Origin of the sequence: Bacillus sp. AFS015802, assembly GCF_002561455.1 — a bacterium.
GTDB lineage: Bacteria > Bacillota > Bacilli > Bacillales > Bacillaceae_B > Rossellomorea.
Window position 1 is genome coordinate 1 of record NZ_NTUP01000009.1, and the last position, 16,592, is coordinate 16,592.

Annotated in this window: 17 protein-coding genes; 12 read left to right on the plus strand and 5 right to left on the minus strand. The window is 41.5% G+C overall.

The annotated features are described in order from the left end of the window. Window positions 1–307: 307 nt before the first annotated feature. Genes tsaE through tsaD form a run of 4 tightly spaced genes read left to right on the plus strand, consistent with a single transcriptional unit; the run spans window position 308 to window position 2,930 of the window. Window positions 308–763, plus strand: coding sequence for a tRNA (adenosine(37)-N6)-threonylcarbamoyltransferase complex ATPase subunit type 1 TsaE (tsaE, locus tag CN378_RS05850; protein WP_098350990.1), 456 nt, complete (start codon window positions 308–310; stop codon window positions 761–763). Continuing rightward, the gene (tsaB, locus tag CN378_RS05855) at window positions 760–1,458 is read left to right on the plus strand and encodes a tRNA (adenosine(37)-N6)-threonylcarbamoyltransferase complex dimerization subunit type 1 TsaB (RefSeq protein ID WP_098350991.1); all 699 of its coding nucleotides are present in this window, start codon (window positions 760–762) and stop codon (window positions 1,456–1,458) included. Before tsaE ends, tsaB begins: the two co-directional genes overlap by 4 nt. Before the next feature lie 21 nt (window positions 1,459–1,479). Next, a complete protein-coding gene (gene rimI / locus CN378_RS05860) occupies window positions 1,480–1,917 on the plus strand; it encodes a ribosomal protein S18-alanine N-acetyltransferase (RefSeq protein ID WP_257141027.1) in 438 nt (145 codons plus the stop codon). Then, window positions 1,914–2,930 carry a tRNA (adenosine(37)-N6)-threonylcarbamoyltransferase complex transferase subunit TsaD gene (gene tsaD, locus CN378_RS05865; protein WP_098351059.1) on the plus strand — a complete coding sequence of 339 codons (1,017 nt, stop codon included), beginning with the start codon at window positions 1,914–1,916 and terminating at the stop codon, window positions 2,928–2,930. Before rimI ends, tsaD begins: the two co-directional genes overlap by 4 nt. Window positions 2,931–3,287: 357 nt before the next feature. On the opposite strand, the gene CN378_RS05870 is transcribed toward tsaD, so the two are convergent. Further along, entirely contained in the window at window positions 3,288–5,234 is a 1,947-nt protein-coding gene (locus CN378_RS05870) for an ABC-F family ATP-binding cassette domain-containing protein (RefSeq protein ID WP_098350993.1), read from the minus strand. Window positions 5,235–5,425: 191 nt separating this feature from the next. On the opposite strand from CN378_RS05870, the gene CN378_RS05875 reads away from it, so the two are divergent. The 3 genes from CN378_RS05875 to tatC are packed head-to-tail and all read left to right on the plus strand — an operon-like array spanning window position 5,426 to window position 7,117. Beyond that, entirely contained in the window at window positions 5,426–6,103 is a 678-nt protein-coding gene (locus CN378_RS05875) for a redox-sensing transcriptional repressor Rex (protein ID WP_098350994.1), read from the plus strand. A 54-nt stretch (window positions 6,104–6,157) separates the two neighbouring features. Further along, the gene (locus tag CN378_RS05880; protein ID WP_044340658.1) at window positions 6,158–6,328 is read left to right on the plus strand and encodes a twin-arginine translocase TatA/TatE family subunit; all 171 of its coding nucleotides are present in this window, start codon (window positions 6,158–6,160) and stop codon (window positions 6,326–6,328) included. A gap of 15 nt (window positions 6,329–6,343) precedes the next feature. Beyond that, entirely contained in the window at window positions 6,344–7,117 is a 774-nt protein-coding gene (gene tatC / locus CN378_RS05885; RefSeq protein ID WP_098350995.1) for a twin-arginine translocase subunit TatC, read from the plus strand. A 16-nt stretch (window positions 7,118–7,133) separates the two neighbouring features. Here the strand turns inward: tatC and CN378_RS05890 are convergent, their stop codons facing one another. Together CN378_RS05890 and CN378_RS05895 are read right to left on the minus strand one after the other, a co-directional pair. Continuing rightward, a complete protein-coding gene (locus CN378_RS05890; RefSeq protein WP_098350996.1) occupies window positions 7,134–7,343 on the minus strand; it encodes a YdiK family protein in 210 nt (69 codons plus the stop codon). Continuing rightward, window positions 7,340–8,083, minus strand: coding sequence for a CPBP family intramembrane glutamic endopeptidase (locus CN378_RS05895; RefSeq protein ID WP_098350997.1), 744 nt, complete (start codon window positions 8,081–8,083; stop codon window positions 7,340–7,342). Before CN378_RS05895 ends, CN378_RS05890 begins: the two co-directional genes overlap by 4 nt. Window positions 8,084–8,373: 290 nt before the next feature. On the opposite strand from CN378_RS05895, the gene groES reads away from it, so the two are divergent. Both groES and groL read left to right on the plus strand, forming a co-directional pair. Continuing rightward, window positions 8,374–8,661, plus strand: a complete 288-nt coding sequence (gene groES / locus CN378_RS05900; RefSeq protein ID WP_034766060.1) for a co-chaperone GroES — start codon at window positions 8,374–8,376, stop codon at window positions 8,659–8,661. Window positions 8,662–8,716: 55 nt separating this feature from the next. Then, a complete protein-coding gene (gene groL, locus CN378_RS05905) occupies window positions 8,717–10,351 on the plus strand; it encodes a chaperonin GroEL (RefSeq protein ID WP_034766062.1) in 1,635 nt (544 codons plus the stop codon). 41 nt (window positions 10,352–10,392) lie between these two features. On the opposite strand, the gene CN378_RS05910 is transcribed toward groL, so the two are convergent. Then, entirely contained in the window at window positions 10,393–11,613 is a 1,221-nt protein-coding gene (locus tag CN378_RS05910) for a site-specific integrase (protein WP_098350998.1), read from the minus strand. 16 nt (window positions 11,614–11,629) lie between these two features. Next, window positions 11,630–12,220, minus strand: coding sequence for a helix-turn-helix domain-containing protein (locus CN378_RS05915; RefSeq protein ID WP_098350999.1), 591 nt, complete (start codon window positions 12,218–12,220; stop codon window positions 11,630–11,632). A gap of 158 nt (window positions 12,221–12,378) precedes the next feature. Between CN378_RS05915 and CN378_RS05920 the strand changes: the two genes are divergently transcribed. The 3 genes from CN378_RS05920 (at window position 12,379) to CN378_RS05930 (ending at window position 16,570) form a co-directional block, all read left to right on the plus strand. Beyond that, on the plus strand, window positions 12,379–12,687 hold the full coding sequence (locus tag CN378_RS05920) for a helix-turn-helix domain-containing protein (RefSeq protein ID WP_098351000.1): 309 nt from the start codon (window positions 12,379–12,381) through the stop codon (window positions 12,685–12,687). 730 nt (window positions 12,688–13,417) lie between these two features. After that, on the plus strand, window positions 13,418–15,265 hold the full coding sequence (locus CN378_RS05925; protein ID WP_179884820.1) for a DNA primase family protein: 1,848 nt from the start codon (window positions 13,418–13,420) through the stop codon (window positions 15,263–15,265). Between the two features lie 741 nt (window positions 15,266–16,006). Beyond that, complete coding sequence (locus CN378_RS05930; RefSeq protein WP_257141032.1) at window positions 16,007–16,570, plus strand: hypothetical protein; 564 nt, start codon at window positions 16,007–16,009, stop codon at window positions 16,568–16,570. Window positions 16,571–16,592 lie beyond the last annotated feature (22 nt).

Consider the following 16,592-nt stretch of genomic DNA (forward strand, 5'->3'; position numbering starts at 1 on the left):
TCCCCGCAATACCATTTTTGATTCATTTATGACTTAAGCAATTGATAAATCTATATGAGTCACGCATGGATAGTTATTTTGCTAACGCAAGGTAATGAAACCTATTTTGCTAACGCAAAAAGNNCCCGTCCGGACCGCCATTTTTGTTTATTCAAACGAAACCTTGTTTCGTTTTTTTTATTGCCTTTTATCAGAACCTTTACTCTCATACCCGAAAAAGGGTAAACTACATATATACATTCTCCCTTAGGGTAACAAACAATCCTAAGGGTTTTTTATACTCTAAATGACAATTGAGGAGATTAACATGAATCAGTTTGAGATCATAACGGCCAGTCCAGAGGAAACAGGGCGATTTGCTGAGAATTTGGCAGCGCACTTGCGACCTGGAGCTGTGTTAACATTAGAGGGTGATCTTGGGGCGGGAAAGACGACGTTTACGAAAGGCCTCGCCAAGGGCCTTGGTGTGACGAAGACGGTGAACAGTCCCACTTTTACCATCATAAAAGAATATAGGGGGCGTTTGCCTCTTTATCATATGGATGTCTACAGGTTGGATGATTCCTTTGAGGATTTGGGGTTCGATGAATACTTTGAAGGAGACGGTGTGACCGTCGTAGAGTGGGCTCACTTAATTCAGGACCAACTTCCGAAAGAGTTATTAAGTCTTTCCATTTACCGGGAGGGTGATTCCACAAGAAGAATTGTGTTGAAGCCCTTTGGTGATCGGTATAGTGAATTGTGTAAGGAGATTGTGTCATGACGATATTAGCAATAGATACGTCCAATTATCCGTTTGGGGTTGCCCTCATTCAGGAGGACAAGGTAATTGGGGAGTACATTACGTATATGAAAAAGAATCATTCTGTAAGGGCCATGCCTGCGATCGAACAGCTGTTAAAGGACTGTGGGATAGAGGCAAAAGAATTAACGAAGATTGTCGTTGCAAACGGTCCGGGGTCCTATACAGGCGTACGCATCGGGGTTACTTTAGCCAAGACCCTGGCATGGTCATTGAATATCCCTCTAATCCCGGTTTCAAGTCTCGCCACTTTGGCCTCGTCCGGGCGGTATTTTTCAGGGTATATTGTTCCATTGTTTGATGCAAGAAGGGGGCAGGTATACACTGGACTTTATGAATTTCAAGGCGATCGATTAGTTTGTATAGAAGAGGATCGCAATATCATGCTGGAAGAATGGGTCAAGAAGTTAAAAGAATTGAACAAAGATCTATTATTTGTCGGGAATGATACAGCCATCCACGAGGACACGATTAAGGAAGTGCTGGGAGATCAAGCTAAGATCGCTCCGTTTGTCAGTCATAATCCCCGTCCTTCTGAACTGGCGTATATCGGTCAGGGTCTTGAAGAGATGACTGCACATGAAGTGCTCCCTAATTATATACGGATGGCTGAAGCAGAAGTGAAATGGCTTGAATCTCAAAAAAAATCTGAATAGAATATAAAGGATCGTTAACATATGGATATACGATTTATGACGGTTGATGATTTAGAAGCTGTAATGGAAATTGAAAATAAATCTTTTAGCATTCCTTGGAGCCGGGACGCTTTCTTGAATGAAATCGAGCATAACCACCTGTCCACCTATCTTGTGGCCGAAGATGGAGACAAGCTTGCGGGCTACTGTGGGGTGTGGCTGGTCGTGGATGAGGCTCATATCACAAATGTGGCTGTGCTCCCGGATTATCGTGGACGGGGCGTTGGAGAAGGTCTTATGCGCAAGATCATGGATATAGCGATTGAATTTGGCGCAAGGGTGATGACGTTAGAAGTCAGGGTTTCAAACGCACCTGCCCAGCATTTATATCGGAAGCTCGGCTTTCAGGATGGCGGGATCCGCAAGCGATACTATTCGGACAATCAAGAGGATGCTTTAGTAATGTGGGTGAATTTATGAAGAAGGATACATTTGTATTGGGAATCGAAACAAGCTGTGATGAAACAGCGGTTGCGATTATTAAAAATGGAACAGAAATTGTGACGAATATTGTTTCGTCCCAGATTGAAAGTCATAAGCGATTTGGGGGAGTAGTGCCCGAAATTGCATCACGTCATCATGTTGAGCAGGTTACGTTTGTGCTTGAAGAAGCACTGGAAAAAGCCGGGATGACGATGGATGACATCGATTGTGTGGCGGTAACGGAAGGTCCTGGCTTGGTAGGAGCCCTTCTGATTGGCGTCAATGCGGCAAAGGCACTTGCTTTCGCCCATAATAAACCGTTGGTGGGTGTCCATCACATTGCGGGGCATATCTATGCGAATCGCTTAGTGAAGGAGATGACATTCCCTCTTCTTTCATTGGTTGTTTCAGGAGGACATACAGAGCTTGTATTCATGAAAGATCATGGCTCGTTTCAAGTCATCGGGGAGACCCGGGACGATGCGGCGGGGGAAGCGTATGATAAGGTAGCCCGGACATTGAGTCTTCCTTATCCCGGCGGACCTCATATCGACCGGTTGGCCCATGAAGGGGAGCCAAATATCGACTTGCCCCGCGCATGGCTGGAAGAGGGTTCCTATGATTTCAGTTTCAGTGGATTGAAGTCGGCGGTTATCAACACTTTACACAATGCAAAGCAAAAGGGAGTAACCATTCATCCACAGGATTTGGCAGCGAGCTTTCAAGCGAGCGTCATTGATGTGTTAGTAACCAAAACAGTTAAAGCTGTAAAGGAATATGAAGTAGAGCAAGTGTTACTCGCAGGTGGAGTGGCAGCGAATAAAGGACTGCGCGCCGCCCTTCAAGAAGCATTTGAAGGAATGGATGCGGAATTGATCATCCCTCCGTTATCTCTATGTACAGACAATGCTGCAATGATTGCAGCTGCCGGTACGGTATTATTCCAACAAGGAAAAAGAGGAAGCATGGATATGAATGCCCATCCTGGACTTGATATTGAGAATTTTTAAAGAGAAAGCTTGAGCGGAGACTTCGTTCAAGCTTTTTTCTTTTAATAAAATACGAGCTTGTTGATATCCTGTGGGTAACATATAGGGATGATGAGTAGTAAGAGGATTGAAACGAACATACGTTTTATCAACAGGTTGTGGATAATATGTTAGTAACTATAGAATTAATGTGTATACTATGTGAAAAAGTGTAGAATTGTATAACCTATTTTATGGAAAATGCTGTGGATAAACAAAGTCGTTGTTGTGGATAATGTGGAAAACCTCTGTGAATAACGGTTCATTGGTGTTTCGTCTGTGGATAATAATGTGGAATAAAAAAGAATTGGGGAAGATCGTTATCCCCAATCCTGTGGATTATTGTTCTTCTTGAAGAAGTTCTTCCAGTTCCGTCCATTCTTCCAATAGAGCATCAAGCTCTTGTTTTGCTTTTGTCAGTGATTCATTGATGTCATGAACTTTTTCATGATCTTGAAAGATTTCCGGATCGCAGAGAAGATCTTCATTTTCCTGGATGTTTTCTTCAAGTGCTTCCATAAGCCCTTCGATTTCCTCGACTCTGCGTTTTCGTTGTCGCTCCAGTTTTTTCGCTTCTTTGTCGATTTTATGAGATTGCTTTTGAGTCGTACCTTGAGGTAAAGCCGTATCGCCCTGTTCGAGGCGTTCCAGTGCTGCAAGTTCTTCCTGCTGCTGTAACTTCTCCACATAATAATCGTAATCTCCAAGGTATTCGGTGGAGCCTTTCTTGGACAATTCCACTACCTTCGTCGCAATCCGATTGATGAAGTATCGGTCATGGGAAACAAAGAGGATCGTGCCGGGATAGTCAATCAGGGCATTTTCCAACACTTCTTTGCTGTCTAAATCCAGATGGTTCGTCGGCTCATCGAGGATCAGGACGTTCCCTTTCTCCATCATCAGCTTGGAAAGGGCTAAACGAGCCTTTTCACCACCGCTTAATGTGGAAACAGGCTTAAGAACATCCTCGCCGGAAAATAGGAAGTTTCCGAGAACCGTGCGGATTTCTTTCTCCATCTTCATCGGGTACTCGTCCCAAAGTTCGTTCAAGACCGTTTTATTTGAAGATAGTTCCGCTTGCTCCTGGTCATAGTAACTGATGGACACATTCGATCCGAACTTGAAGGTTCCATTCAAGGGCTGCAGTTTATTCACCAATGTTTTTAAAAGGGTGGACTTCCCGATTCCGTTTGGACCGACCAGTGCGATGCTGTCCCCTTTTTTGACAGAGAAGTCGATGTGGGATGAAATCATCTCGTCCCTACCATATCCGATGGTAAGATCCTGGACGTGCAGTACGTCATTCCCGCTTGGACGGTCGATTTGAAACGCGAAGATGGCAGACTTCTCATCTCCTAAAGGCCGGTCCATCCGATCCATACGTTCTAATTTCTTTCGTCGGCTCTGTGCCATCTTGGTGGTGGAGGCCCGGGCGATATTCCGTTGGATGAAGTCTTCGAGCTTGGCGACTTCCTGCTGCTGGCGTTCAAACATCTTTAGGTCTTTTTCGTAGTCTTCGGCCTTCTGTTCAAGGTACCTGCTGTAGTTCCCAAGGTATTTCTTGCTCCGGTTCCGGGAAATCTCGTACACTTGATTGACGACGCTGTCCAGGAAGTAACGGTCATGGGAAACGATCAGGACGGCACCTTCATAGCTTTGAAGATATGTTTCAAGCCATGATAAGGTTTCAATATCAAGATGGTTGGTCGGCTCATCGAGGATGAGGATATCGGGCTTAGTGAGTAGCAGCTTACCTAGAGCAAGACGGGTTTTCTGACCACCACTCAATGTGGATATCTTGGTTTCGTAATCGAAATCGGCAAAGTTCAATCCGTGAAGGACGGAACGGATATCGGCTTCATACTGGTATCCACCGGAATCCTTGAAACGGACCTGCAGCTCATCGTATTCTTTCAAAATCCGTTGATAGACGTCTTCTTGTTCGTATACAGCAGGGTCGGCCATCTGCTGCTCCAATGATCGCAGCTTTGTTTCCTGCCGCTGCAATTCTTCGAAGACGGTCAGCATCTCGGACCAGATGGATAGATCCGACTCCAGACCCGTGTTCTGCGCCAGATATCCGATGGAGACTCCTTTTGGTTTCGTGATCTCTCCGGAATCATAGGAGAGGTGACCTGCGATTATTTTTAAAAGAGTCGACTTTCCTGCCCCGTTGCGTCCAACGAGGGCGACGCGATCTCTTGTCTGTATTTCAAGTTTAATATTTGATAGGATATTATCTGCACCAAAGTTTTTCGTTAGTTGATTCACTTGTAGAAGAATCATGACGTTTCACCTCTATTTCATAGTGCTAGTGTACCGTATAAGTGAGGGGAACGGCAATAAAACACCTATTAATCTTCGTACACTTGGGATAAAATATAGTGTATGATGGGTAGGAGAGTTTATAAATTCTGTATGCTTTCTATTTTGGAAGCGGTATCAGAGGTTTTTGAATAGATGTGGGGGAATACAATATGAACCAGGATACAACGAAAATTCCACAGGCAACGGCCAAGCGCCTTCCGTTATATTATCGATTTATCAAGAATCTGTACTCATCGGGCAAGCAGAGGGTATCATCGAAGGAATTAAGTGAAGCGGTGAAGGTCGATTCTGCTACCATCCGCAGAGATTTTTCCTATTTTGGGGCGTTGGGTAAGAAGGGATACGGCTATAATGTCAATTATCTTCTATCTTTCTTCCGTAAGACACTGGATCAGGATGCCCTGACGAAGGTAGTACTGATCGGAGTGGGAAATCTCGGCACAGCATTTCTTCATTATAACTTCATCAAAAATAATAATACAAAGATCGAAATGGCTTTTGAAGTGGATGAAAAGAAGGTGGGGACGCAAATCAGTGATGTGCCCGTTTTTCATCTGGATGATTTAGAAGAGAAGCTTACGGGGCATGATATTGAAGTAGCGATCCTGACGGTGCCGGCATCTTCTGCTCAAAATATCACAGACCGATTGGTTTCTTCCAATATAAAGGGGATCCTGAATTTCACCCCTGCGAGATTGACGGTACCGGACCATATCCGAGTTCATCATATCGACTTGGCGGTGGAGCTTCAGTCACTCGTATACTTCTTGAAGCATTACTCGGAGGATGACACGGAAATGTCACAAGATGGAATCATAACAGAATAGAAAAATCTTCATATTTACGTTATGATAGAATGGTAAAAGAGGAGGTGTCTCATTATGTTAGGTGCAGGTAGTATCGTATTAATAACCGTTGTGGCTTTACTGATCTTTGGACCGAAGAAATTGCCCGAGTTAGGAAAAGCGGCTGGTAATACATTACGCGAATTCAAGAATGCAACAAAGGGCTTAGCAGATGATGAGGACGATAATAGCAAAAAAGCTAAGTAGGGTAGGATGAACGCCATGAGTCAAAGTCAAAAAGACATGACAGTCTATGAACATATAGGAGAATTGCAAAAACGACTCATGTTTGTAGTCGTTTTCTTCTTGTTAGCGGTCATCGTGAGTTTCTTTCTTGCGGAACCGTTAATTCGATATTTGCAGCACGCCGATGAGGCGAAACAGCTAACGATGAACGCCTTTCGGATCACGGACCCTCTCAAAATCTATATGGAAATGATCATGTTCATTGCCATCATCATGACATCACCCCTTATCCTTTTTCAGGTGTGGTCATTCATAAGTCCAGGTCTATATGAGAGAGAGAGAAAGGTAACGCTCAGTTACATACCGATTTCTCTTTTGCTTTTCTTAGGTGGATTGTCATTTTCATATTTTATTTTGTTTCCGTATGTTGTGAAATTTATGATGGGTTTATCGAACAATTTAAACATCCAGCAAGTGATCGGTATTAATGAGTACTTTCACTTCCTGTTTCAAATCACCATCCCATTTGGATTTTTATTTCAGCTCCCGGTCATCATGCTATTCCTGACGCGCTTGGGAATCGTTACGCCGATGCTGTTGGCACAAATGAGGAAAGTGGCTTACTTCGTCCTGCTGGTGATTGCGGCCTTCATTACACCGCCGGATATCGTATCCCACATGATGGTTACAGTCCCATTGCTGCTTCTATACGAAATCAGCATCTGGATCTCCAAGATCGGTTACAAAAAGGTGTTAGAGGCAGAACAGAAGCTTGAAATGGAACAGTTCGAGACGATAAATAAGGATTGATCAAAATGATCAATCCTTATTTTTTGTTCTTTATTTGTTTTTTGATCTTGAAATGCAGCATGACCATCCGTAACCCGGAACCGAAGTCCAGGGTCGCAAGGAAGATGAGCATATACGTGAAAAATCCCCAACCTTCATCATTCTGTACGTTTTGTACAGCAAAGTATGTGAAGAGCACACCGAGAAGGAGATAGATCACTCCTGAGAATAATGGTGATCTCCTCATAGAAATAATCCTCCAATAAATCCTTGTATTTTTTCCGCTTCATTCATCATTTTGTCGATTTCATCCTTATAGATAGATTGCATTAGAACGACCGTTGTATTCATGGCAACGTGAGCAAATATTGGCACCAGGATCCGCTTTGTCTTCACGTAAAGGAATGCAAAGGTGAAGCCCATTGCAGAATACAGGATCACATGCTCCGGCTCGAAATGGGCAAGGGCGAAGATGACCGAGCTGATGAGAGCGGCAAAGAAGAAGTGCATCTTCTCGTAAAGCACCCCGAAAATGATCTTCCTGAACACGATCTCTTCCAATATAGGCCCGATGATGGCCGCGACCAGCATGGATAACGGAACTTTTTCAATGATCCCGATGATCATTTGGGTGTTTTCAGAACCCATTTGAATTCCCAGGGCATATTCCACTTGTATCGCAACCGATTGAGCGATGAATGCCATGAAGATCCCGAGTACCGCCCAAATAATCGAACGGCCGGTGCCCATGGGAGCACTCCGTTCGAGCCGGGTGCTTGTTTCGCTTTTCCTTAAGATGCCTCCCACAATGAGAAGGGTCAGCGTAAAGCTGATGACGAGCCAATATCCGGGGACAAGGCTTTGTACCGTCTCATCGGGCTTACCGAGGACGTCGACACCGATCTTATATAAAAGGGGTACCCCGACAATGCTTGAAAGCTGCATGACGATGTAGGCAATTAAAATAAATCCGAAATGTTTTTTCAACGTTTGATCTCCTTTAGCACCTGTAAGATAACGACCAGCTTTACTCCTGTTCAATTCTACTAAGAAAATCGGAACTGTTCAAATCTAAGGGTTTCTTTCATCCCGGAATAGAAGGGGAATGGATGGCATAGGATAGGAGGGTGTGAAAAAAAGAGAAAAATGACGAAAAAAATTTTAGGCAGGACTCTTGCAAAATGAAAACGAATTAATTAATATAATAGTTGTGTTAGCACTCACAGACTGCGAGTGCTAATAAATATCATTTACATATTTCAAGGAGGTTGTTTCACTTGTTAAAACCACTAGGTGATCGCGTCGTTATCGAGCTAGTTGAGTCAGAAGAAAAAACAGCAAGCGGTATTGTGCTACCGGATTCCGCAAAGGAAAAGCCACAAGAAGGTAAAGTGATGGCTGTAGGTACTGGTCGCATTCTTGACAACGGTGAGCGCGTTGCTCTTGAGGTAGCTGTCGGTGATCGAATCATATTCTCTAAATACGCTGGTACAGAAGTGAAATACCAAGGCACAGAATACCTGATCCTTCGTGATAGCGATATTCTGGCTGTAGTTGGCGAATAATTAAAATTCCGTAAAAGTAAACCATACATTATTTAAATAAGAGGAGGACTTTATAATGGCTAAAGATATTAAATTCAGCGAAGAAGCACGCCGTTCCATGCTTCGCGGTGTCGATCAATTAGCAAATGCAGTAAAAGTAACTCTTGGACCAAAAGGACGTAACGTGGTACTTGAGAAAAAATTCGGTTCACCACTTATCACAAATGACGGTGTAACCATTGCGAAAGAAATCGAACTGGAAGATGCATTCGAAAACATGGGTGCGAAACTGGTTGCTGAAGTAGCAAGCAAAACAAACGAAATCGCCGGTGACGGTACAACGACTGCAACGGTCCTTGCTCAAGCAATGATCCGTGAAGGTCTTAAAAACGTAACAGCTGGTGCTAACCCAGTCGGTGTACGTAAAGGAATCGAAAAAGCGGTTCAAGCTGCTATCGAAGAATTAAAAGTGATCTCCAAGCCGATCGAAGGCAAAGATTCCATCGCTCAAGTTGCGGCGATCTCAGCGGCTGACGAAGAAGTCGGCCAACTGATCGCAGAAGCAATGGAGCGCGTTGGAAACGACGGCGTTATCACAATCGAAGAATCTAAAGGGTTCACTACTGAACTTGACGTAGTAGAAGGAATGCAGTTCGACCGCGGATATGCATCTCCATACATGGTCACAGATTCAGATAAAATGGAAGCGGTTCTTGAGAATCCATATATCCTGATCACTGACAAGAAAATCGGTAACATCCAGGAAGTACTTCCTGTCCTTGAGCAAGTTGTACAACAAGGTAAACCACTATTAATGGTAGCAGAAGATGTTGAAGGTGAAGCTCTTGCAACACTTGTTGTGAACAAACTTCGCGGAACATTCAACGCTGTAGCGGTTAAAGCTCCTGGCTTCGGTGACCGTCGTAAAGCCATGCTTGAAGACTTAGCGGTTCTTACTGGTGGAGAAGTGATCACAGAAGATCTAGGCTTAGACCTTAAATCTGCCAACATCACTCAACTTGGCCGCGCGGCGAAAGTAGTCGTAACGAAAGAAAACACGACTGTCGTTGAAGGCTCTGGAGATCCAGAAAAAATCGCAGCTCGCGTAAACCAAATCCGTGCTCAATTAGAAGAATCCACTTCTGAATTCGACAAGGAAAAATTACAAGAACGCCTTGCGAAGCTTGCAGGTGGAGTAGCAGTCGTGAAAGTGGGAGCTGCAACTGAAACTGAGCTTAAAGAGCGTAAACTACGCATCGAGGACGCCCTGAACTCTACTCGTGCAGCAGTGGAAGAAGGTATCGTATCCGGTGGTGGTACTGCCCTTGTGAACGTATACAATAAAGTAGCATCAATCGAAGCGGATGCAGATGTAGCAACTGGTATCAACATCGTGCTGCGTGCTCTTGAAGAGCCGATCCGTCAAATCGCTCACAACGCCGGACTCGAAGGTTCTATCATCGTAGAACGTCTGAAGAAGGAAGAAGTAGGCGTTGGATTCAACGCAGCTACTGGTGAGTGGGTCAACATGATCGAAAAAGGTATCGTAGATCCAACCAAAGTAACTCGTTCTGCGCTTCAAAACGCAGCGTCTGTTGCAGCAATGTTCCTGACTACTGAAGCAGTAGTAGCGGACATTCCTGAAGAAGGCGGCGGCATGCCGGATATGTCCGGTATGGGCGGCATGGGTGGAATGGGCGGCATGATGTAATAAAGACCTATAATCCCTTGTGTATAAGGGTTTATAAGCCTTTAGTCTTGTTCATGTTCATGCTTTTGTTCATGTTTGGAATCAATTAGATTTTTCGAGAGGTCTTTCATTAAGTTACCAAACTTATTGGAAGCCTCTTTTTTTATGTTTTTTGTCATATGGGCGTATATATCCATAGTCGTATTAATGTCGCTATGTCCTAAGCGTTCTTGAATTTCTTTTATATGAACGTTTGCTTCAATTAGTAAAGACGTATGTGTATGCCTAAATGAATGTGGTGTAATATCTTTATTAATCTTGCTTTTCTTTAGTAATCGATTCAATCTAATAGAAATCGCTTTTATTGTTTTTGGATAGCCTTCATTAGTAGCAAGTATAAAATTATTATCTTGATAAAACGGTTCATTTTCCTTCTTGATTTCGTCTTGTTCTTCTTTATGTAATTGCAGCAAGTCAATTAGTAATTTATCTATTGTTATGGTGCGGTGAGAAGTTTGTGTTTTAGGTGTAAGCAACGTATATTTAGACTTGTTATTAGTGGGATTGTAATACGTTCTATATACCGTTAAAGTTTGGTTATCAAAATCAATATCAGACCATTTTAAAGCAATCATTTCACCTGCTCTTAATCCAGTATAAGCAAGTAATGTGAAAGTAAGTAAATCACCTTCTAAGCCATCATTTTTAGCAATGTTTAGAAATTCCCCTAATTCATCTTTTTCGAGAAACTTTTGTTTTATGGAGTCACCTTTTTCAAGATCAGCAACAGTTTTCTTTTTCTTTGGCAAAGTAATATCCATTGTAGGTACTTCTTTAATTAGTTTATTTTCTTTTGCATATTCAAACACCATATTGGCGGAAGTATGGATACTTGAAACATAGTTTGTACTAAATTCATTAGAAAGCTTATCTATTGTATCTTGGTATGCCTTTTTGCTTATTTTTTGAATAGCTATTTCCCCAAACTCATTTTTGATATGTTTCAAAGCTATTTTTCTAGCCCTTAAGCTACTTTCTTTTGCTTTCATTGTTTGTAAATAATGCTTTTCCCAGTCATCAGACAAAGCATTAAATGTTATTTTTGATGGCTGGATGTATTCATCATTATGAAATTGCCTTTCAAACAAGGCAGCAGCAAGTTGGGCATCTTTCTTTGTTAAAAAGCCAGACTTACTTACTTGTTTATCTTTTTCAGTTATGGGATCTTTCCCAGCGTAAGCACGATATGCCCATTTCTTGCCACGTTTATAGATGTATGCCATTTAATCACCTTCTTTATTATTTTTTTTCATACTTATTCGAGATATAAGCCTCAATGATTCCATGGATAATTTTTAAATCTTCATCACGTAATCTATGATACAAATATTTATCTAGCTTCGACTCTTTCTCTGGATTTATATTATATTCACGACCATAAAAAACCTCATATTCCTTTTGAGTTAGTAACCATTTTAAATCAAAATTGGGTTCCTCAATAGGTTCAGCTTTTAATGTACCTTTTTTTAGCTTGAATTTGTTTTTGTTAATAGTATCAATTGATTCATTCATTGAATTTTCCATTTCTTTTATTAAAATAGCTTGGAAACTTTGGAATCTCTGGAATTCATTCCACAATTCATTTTCATCCAATTCTTTTATACCTGCATATTCAGTTATTAATTTTTCTCGATAGTTATTTTTGATGGTACCAACATCTAGAAAATATGCGATTGCAAATAAAACTTTTTCTGAAGGTAATTTGTTCCCATTTTCCACCTGGCTAAGATAACTAGCAGTAACACCTACAACCTTCTCCAGTTCGTATAAGGTCATGCCTTTGATTTCTCTTTGCTCTTTCATCAACATACTTATCACGGGATATTTCATAGAATTTCCATCTCCTTCTTAATATTTAATTATATAGTAACACAATCATAGAACATGTACTAGTTTTTAGAACATTGACAAATATAATAGAACATGTTTTAATAATAGTACAGGTTCTATAAATTCCAAATAAATATACTTATGAGGAGGAGAAAAAAATGCTCAACGTGCAAATTGACGACAAAACAGTAAATACCATGCTTGAAAAAGCAATTAATGAAAAAGTGAAGGAATTAGCTTCAATAAAATATTTCATGACCTATCAAGAATTAGCCGAGTATCTAAACATCAGTAAGCCAGTAATTGAGGACAGACTTATCAAAAACGGTTTACGTTATTACAAGGTGGGGAGTAAGTATCTGTTTAAAAAGGAGGAAGTTGATCAATTCCTGGATGATATGACAGCAAGCATGTCAGCTACAAACAATGATCTAAAATTCTTTACAAAGTTACAAGCGAGGATATAAAAAATGGGCCCTACTGGATTTAAGGAATGGTTTTGTTTAGCTATGGGGTAGTGTTAAAGATGAGCTTGCGGAAGAAGCTGCAATAATGCAGAAAGGCTAAGCACAAACAAGGGGTGGTGGCGCAAAGTAGATCTGTCACTCTAGGTAGTAATAGATAATAGGGCGAACTATCTTTCCGTAAGTGAAGGCTTGTTTCGCCCCATATTATGATCCAAGTAACAAGGATATGAAGAAAATATTAATGGCTGTCAGAAAAGAAATCCCGGATTTGTCTAAAGAGGATTTTTGTGACTTGTAATAAAGCAGCCTAAATACTTGGCTGCTTAAACAATTGAAATATCCAAAGTGTAAGTAAACGATAAGCGATGTTTGTGGATGCGCGTTTTGATATAGCACATCATCGACTCCCAGATGAATTCCGTACAATGTTGCAAGGGCTGGTTGTAAAACCTAATGGAAAACCAACCCTCGTACCAGATAGAGACGTGCGAACTGAGTCCTACGTAATCGTTTACCAAGAGCCTTGGCGGACTTTGCAGACGTCATGCACACAGTACGATGAATCCATCGAAAAAAAGGGAAAAAAAATAGCCCACGATGCGATATTCGCTCCGGAACTATATGATACTTGTAAATTTTAACGACACCGACACCGCAAATGTCGGAACTGCTTTGCTTCTATGTTACACGAAAGTCAGCACCAAACAATAATACGAGAGGTGTGTCTTACATGAGCGATAAAAACATAGCTACTATAGATTATTTTACCATAAATTTCGAGGAAATCAACAGAAAGTTCTTATCACAGGAAGACTTTGAGGATAATGAACTAATCACAATAGATTGCGTCGGTTCAGGCGGCAACGGTGGAAATAACGATGATAGAACGACAACAGGTGCCGACGATGACGATAACCAGTCTGAGAAACGTGCACATGTACCTGACGACATTTTCGTCCCTAAGTATCTAGCAGACTATCTAAATAATTTGGTTCTACCGAATCAAATCGAAAATAAGTTTTTGATAAAAGTCGGTGAGGATGCACTTAAAAAGAAGATAGCTGACGTGGAACAATACAACATGTCTGTTAAGGGTAATGCGTTAAAACAACGTTTACCAACTAAACTAGAATTCGATGAAGTAGCGGACATCATGATGTCTATCTTCACGTTTAAAAACATTCAAATGACGGAGCGAGTAGAGGATACCCTTCTTGCGGTATATGACCACAACAAAAACTCTGCAAAGAGAGGGACCTATAATCCGAACAGCGGATACTTTTACGAAATGATGGAGCGGCTTGCTCCAAATTTCAAGCGACACGAAATGGACGAAGTACTTCACAAAATCGAACGTTCCATCTCAACAGTTGAACAAACAAAAGAGCGTCATTTGTTCGCTTTGAAAAATGGAATCTATAACCGACAAACAAGACAGTTAATGCCGTTTGATTCGAAGTATGTGTATCTCACAAAGATACCGGTGGACTATAAATTGAACCCAATGAATCCTGTGTTGACAGCTCCAGATGGCTACAAATGGGATGTAGAGTCTTGGATTCGAGACATCACAGACAACGACGCGGATACCACTACATTGATATGGCAAGTCATTGCGGACTGTCTGCAACCGAATTATTCACGTCACAAGAGTATATGGTTCTACTCTGAAAAAGGAAATAACGGGAAAGGGACTGTTGGTCAACTGATCAAGAACTTACTCGGTAAAGGAAACTACTCGTCTTTGTCTGTGACTGACTTCAACCATGAGTTCTTGAAAGAAACGTTGCTTGGTGTCGCAGCGAACATCGCGGATGAGAATGACGTTTCGGTATTCATCGACTCCGTCAAAGATTACAAGGCGTCTGTGACAGGTGATGACATCAACATCAACAGAAAATACCAAAAGCCATTACGTATCCAGTTTAACGGTACGAACATTCAGATGATGAACGGTCTACCGAAGACAAAAGATAAGACAGAGTCATTCTACCGACGCATTATTCTTGTTCCGTTTATGAAATCATTCACAAATAATGGTGAACGTGAATACATCAAGAGCGATTATATTAATAAAAAAGAAGTATTGGAATATGTGTTGCACAAAGCATTGGATATGGATTTTGACGAGTATATTGTTCCACAACGCTCTGCTGAGGTACTTGATAGTTACCGTGAGAAGAACAATCCAGTGCTTGAATTCTGGAATGAATACAAGGAGCAATTCGTTTGGGATTTGCTACCAACTCAGTTCTTGTATGATTTGTTTGTGAAATGGCATGAGAGAAACAACCCAAGTGGCAAAGTCATGTCGAAACGTACATTCATGGATGACTTACTTGCTGTTGTTCAAGCTCAGGGCGACCCGTGGGTTGATAAAACAGGGCAAAATAAAAAGATTCAATCAAAAGGAAAGATGGACGACGACGAGCCACTTATCACAGAGTTTGGACTAGATAGACATGATAGGAGTGGAAAGGCAACACCGTGGATGTGCCCAGACTACAATGGGGATAATAGATCGAAGAAACGTGAGTTCCCTAGAATGAAAGAATACAGAGGACTTCTTCGTGCATGAGTCACAGGTTAAAATTGACTCCTTTCTTGAAGGAGAAACTAGGAGTGTGACTCTTTTTTTTTAGGAGTGTGACTCCTTTTTTAGGAGTGAATCACAGAAACAAAGGAGTATGTAATACGAACAATAATCGTTCATTTCGAATCTCACTCCTTTTAAGGAGCGTCACTCCTTCGAAACTCCTTCTTTTTTGAGCAAAAAGGAGTGAATAAAATGAGGAGTATCAAGGCCTTGACGATCGTCACTCCTTCACTCCTTCTTTTTTAAAGAAAAAAATAAAAGTAAATAAACAAGGATTATAGTTAAATATATAAATAGTTCTTATTTCGAGAAGGAGTCAAGGAGTCAATCTCACCTTTTAGTGTGACTATGTACCTTTTGTAACAGCAACACCGCTTGGTTTCGTGTGACCAATCGCCATAACTAACACGTCGAACCAGTCAAGCGTGACTACAGGGAAAGATAATCTATATGATGAGAGATAACGATTATTATTCCGTTCCGTAGCAAGAGTATTACAAATCATCAAGGACTACCGAGTGAATAAGGGGGACCTGAAAGAGATGTCGCAGGAGATGAAATAATAGTTACTATTTACAGGGCTTCCCCTTTTGGTTATAGAATACATATTTTTTACAAATGGTGTAAAACATAAGGTTATATAAAAATTGATTTGTAAATAGGAGGTAAGTAGCTATGCAGCAGACTGCTAAGTGTAAAATTAAGGGGATTAGACCTTTGTTAATGCATTGCTTCTCCAACGACACACTTTCTTTAGAAAGGAAGGCAAGAACGGGAGTGGCAGGGAATGACCCGGAAGAATGGAAAAAAAGCTACACGGCAACCAAGGATGGACAACTATATGTGGATCCATCGTATATTTTCGGATGCCTGCGTGCTGCCTCCATTCACACCAAGAGCGGAAGGGGATCCATCCAGGCTAAGTTCTCTGCAACTTTACAAGTCTTGTCAGATAAAATTCTTTTTAACCGGTATATACCAGAAGAAAATGAATTTCTTGATTGTTCTCCTGATGATTCTGTCTACCTGGATGTTCGTTCGGTTAAAAACCCGGCCACAAAAGGGCGTAATGTCCGTTACAGAGTGGCGATGTCAGCAGGATGGGAAACGGAATTTGAAATTCAATGGGACAATACCATCGTTTCCAGCGGTCAAGTGGAACAGGTTCTTCTAGATGCAGGTTCTTTGGTAGGGTTAGCTGATGGAAGGTCCATTGGATTTGGACGTTTTGAAGTAGTTTCATTTGAAGTATTGGATATGAAAAATGCCAAGAAATCGTCCGCCTAAAGAAGTCTGGAACGAAAACATT

Bases quoted from the DNA above. Each gene is read 5' to 3' on its own strand.
- tsaE (WP_098350990.1), top strand. From the start codon at position 308: ATGAATCAGTTTGAGATCATAACGGCCAGTCCAGAGGAAACAGGGCGA.
- tsaB (WP_098350991.1), top strand. From the start codon at position 760: ATGACGATATTAGCAATAGATACGTCCAATTATCCGTTTGGGGTTGCC.
- rimI (WP_257141027.1), top strand. From the start codon at position 1,480: ATGGATATACGATTTATGACGGTTGATGATTTAGAAGCTGTAATGGAA.
- tsaD (WP_098351059.1), top strand. From the start codon at position 1,914: ATGAAGAAGGATACATTTGTATTGGGAATCGAAACAAGCTGTGATGAA.
- CN378_RS05870 (WP_098350993.1), bottom strand. From the start codon at position 5,234: ATGATTCTTCTACAAGTGAATCAACTAACGAAAAACTTTGGTGCAGAT.
- CN378_RS05875 (WP_098350994.1), top strand. From the start codon at position 5,426: ATGAACCAGGATACAACGAAAATTCCACAGGCAACGGCCAAGCGCCTT.
- CN378_RS05880 (WP_044340658.1), top strand. From the start codon at position 6,158: ATGTTAGGTGCAGGTAGTATCGTATTAATAACCGTTGTGGCTTTACTG.
- tatC (WP_098350995.1), top strand. From the start codon at position 6,344: ATGAGTCAAAGTCAAAAAGACATGACAGTCTATGAACATATAGGAGAA.
- CN378_RS05890 (WP_098350996.1), bottom strand. From the start codon at position 7,343: ATGAGGAGATCACCATTATTCTCAGGAGTGATCTATCTCCTTCTCGGT.
- groL (WP_034766062.1), top strand. From the start codon at position 8,717: ATGGCTAAAGATATTAAATTCAGCGAAGAAGCACGCCGTTCCATGCTT.
- CN378_RS05910 (WP_098350998.1), bottom strand. From the start codon at position 11,613: ATGGCATACATCTATAAACGTGGCAAGAAATGGGCATATCGTGCTTAC.
- CN378_RS05915 (WP_098350999.1), bottom strand. From the start codon at position 12,220: ATGAAATATCCCGTGATAAGTATGTTGATGAAAGAGCAAAGAGAAATC.
- CN378_RS05920 (WP_098351000.1), top strand. From the start codon at position 12,379: ATGCTCAACGTGCAAATTGACGACAAAACAGTAAATACCATGCTTGAA.
- CN378_RS05925 (WP_179884820.1), top strand. From the start codon at position 13,418: ATGAGCGATAAAAACATAGCTACTATAGATTATTTTACCATAAATTTC.
- CN378_RS05930 (WP_257141032.1), top strand. From the start codon at position 16,007: ATGCATTGCTTCTCCAACGACACACTTTCTTTAGAAAGGAAGGCAAGA.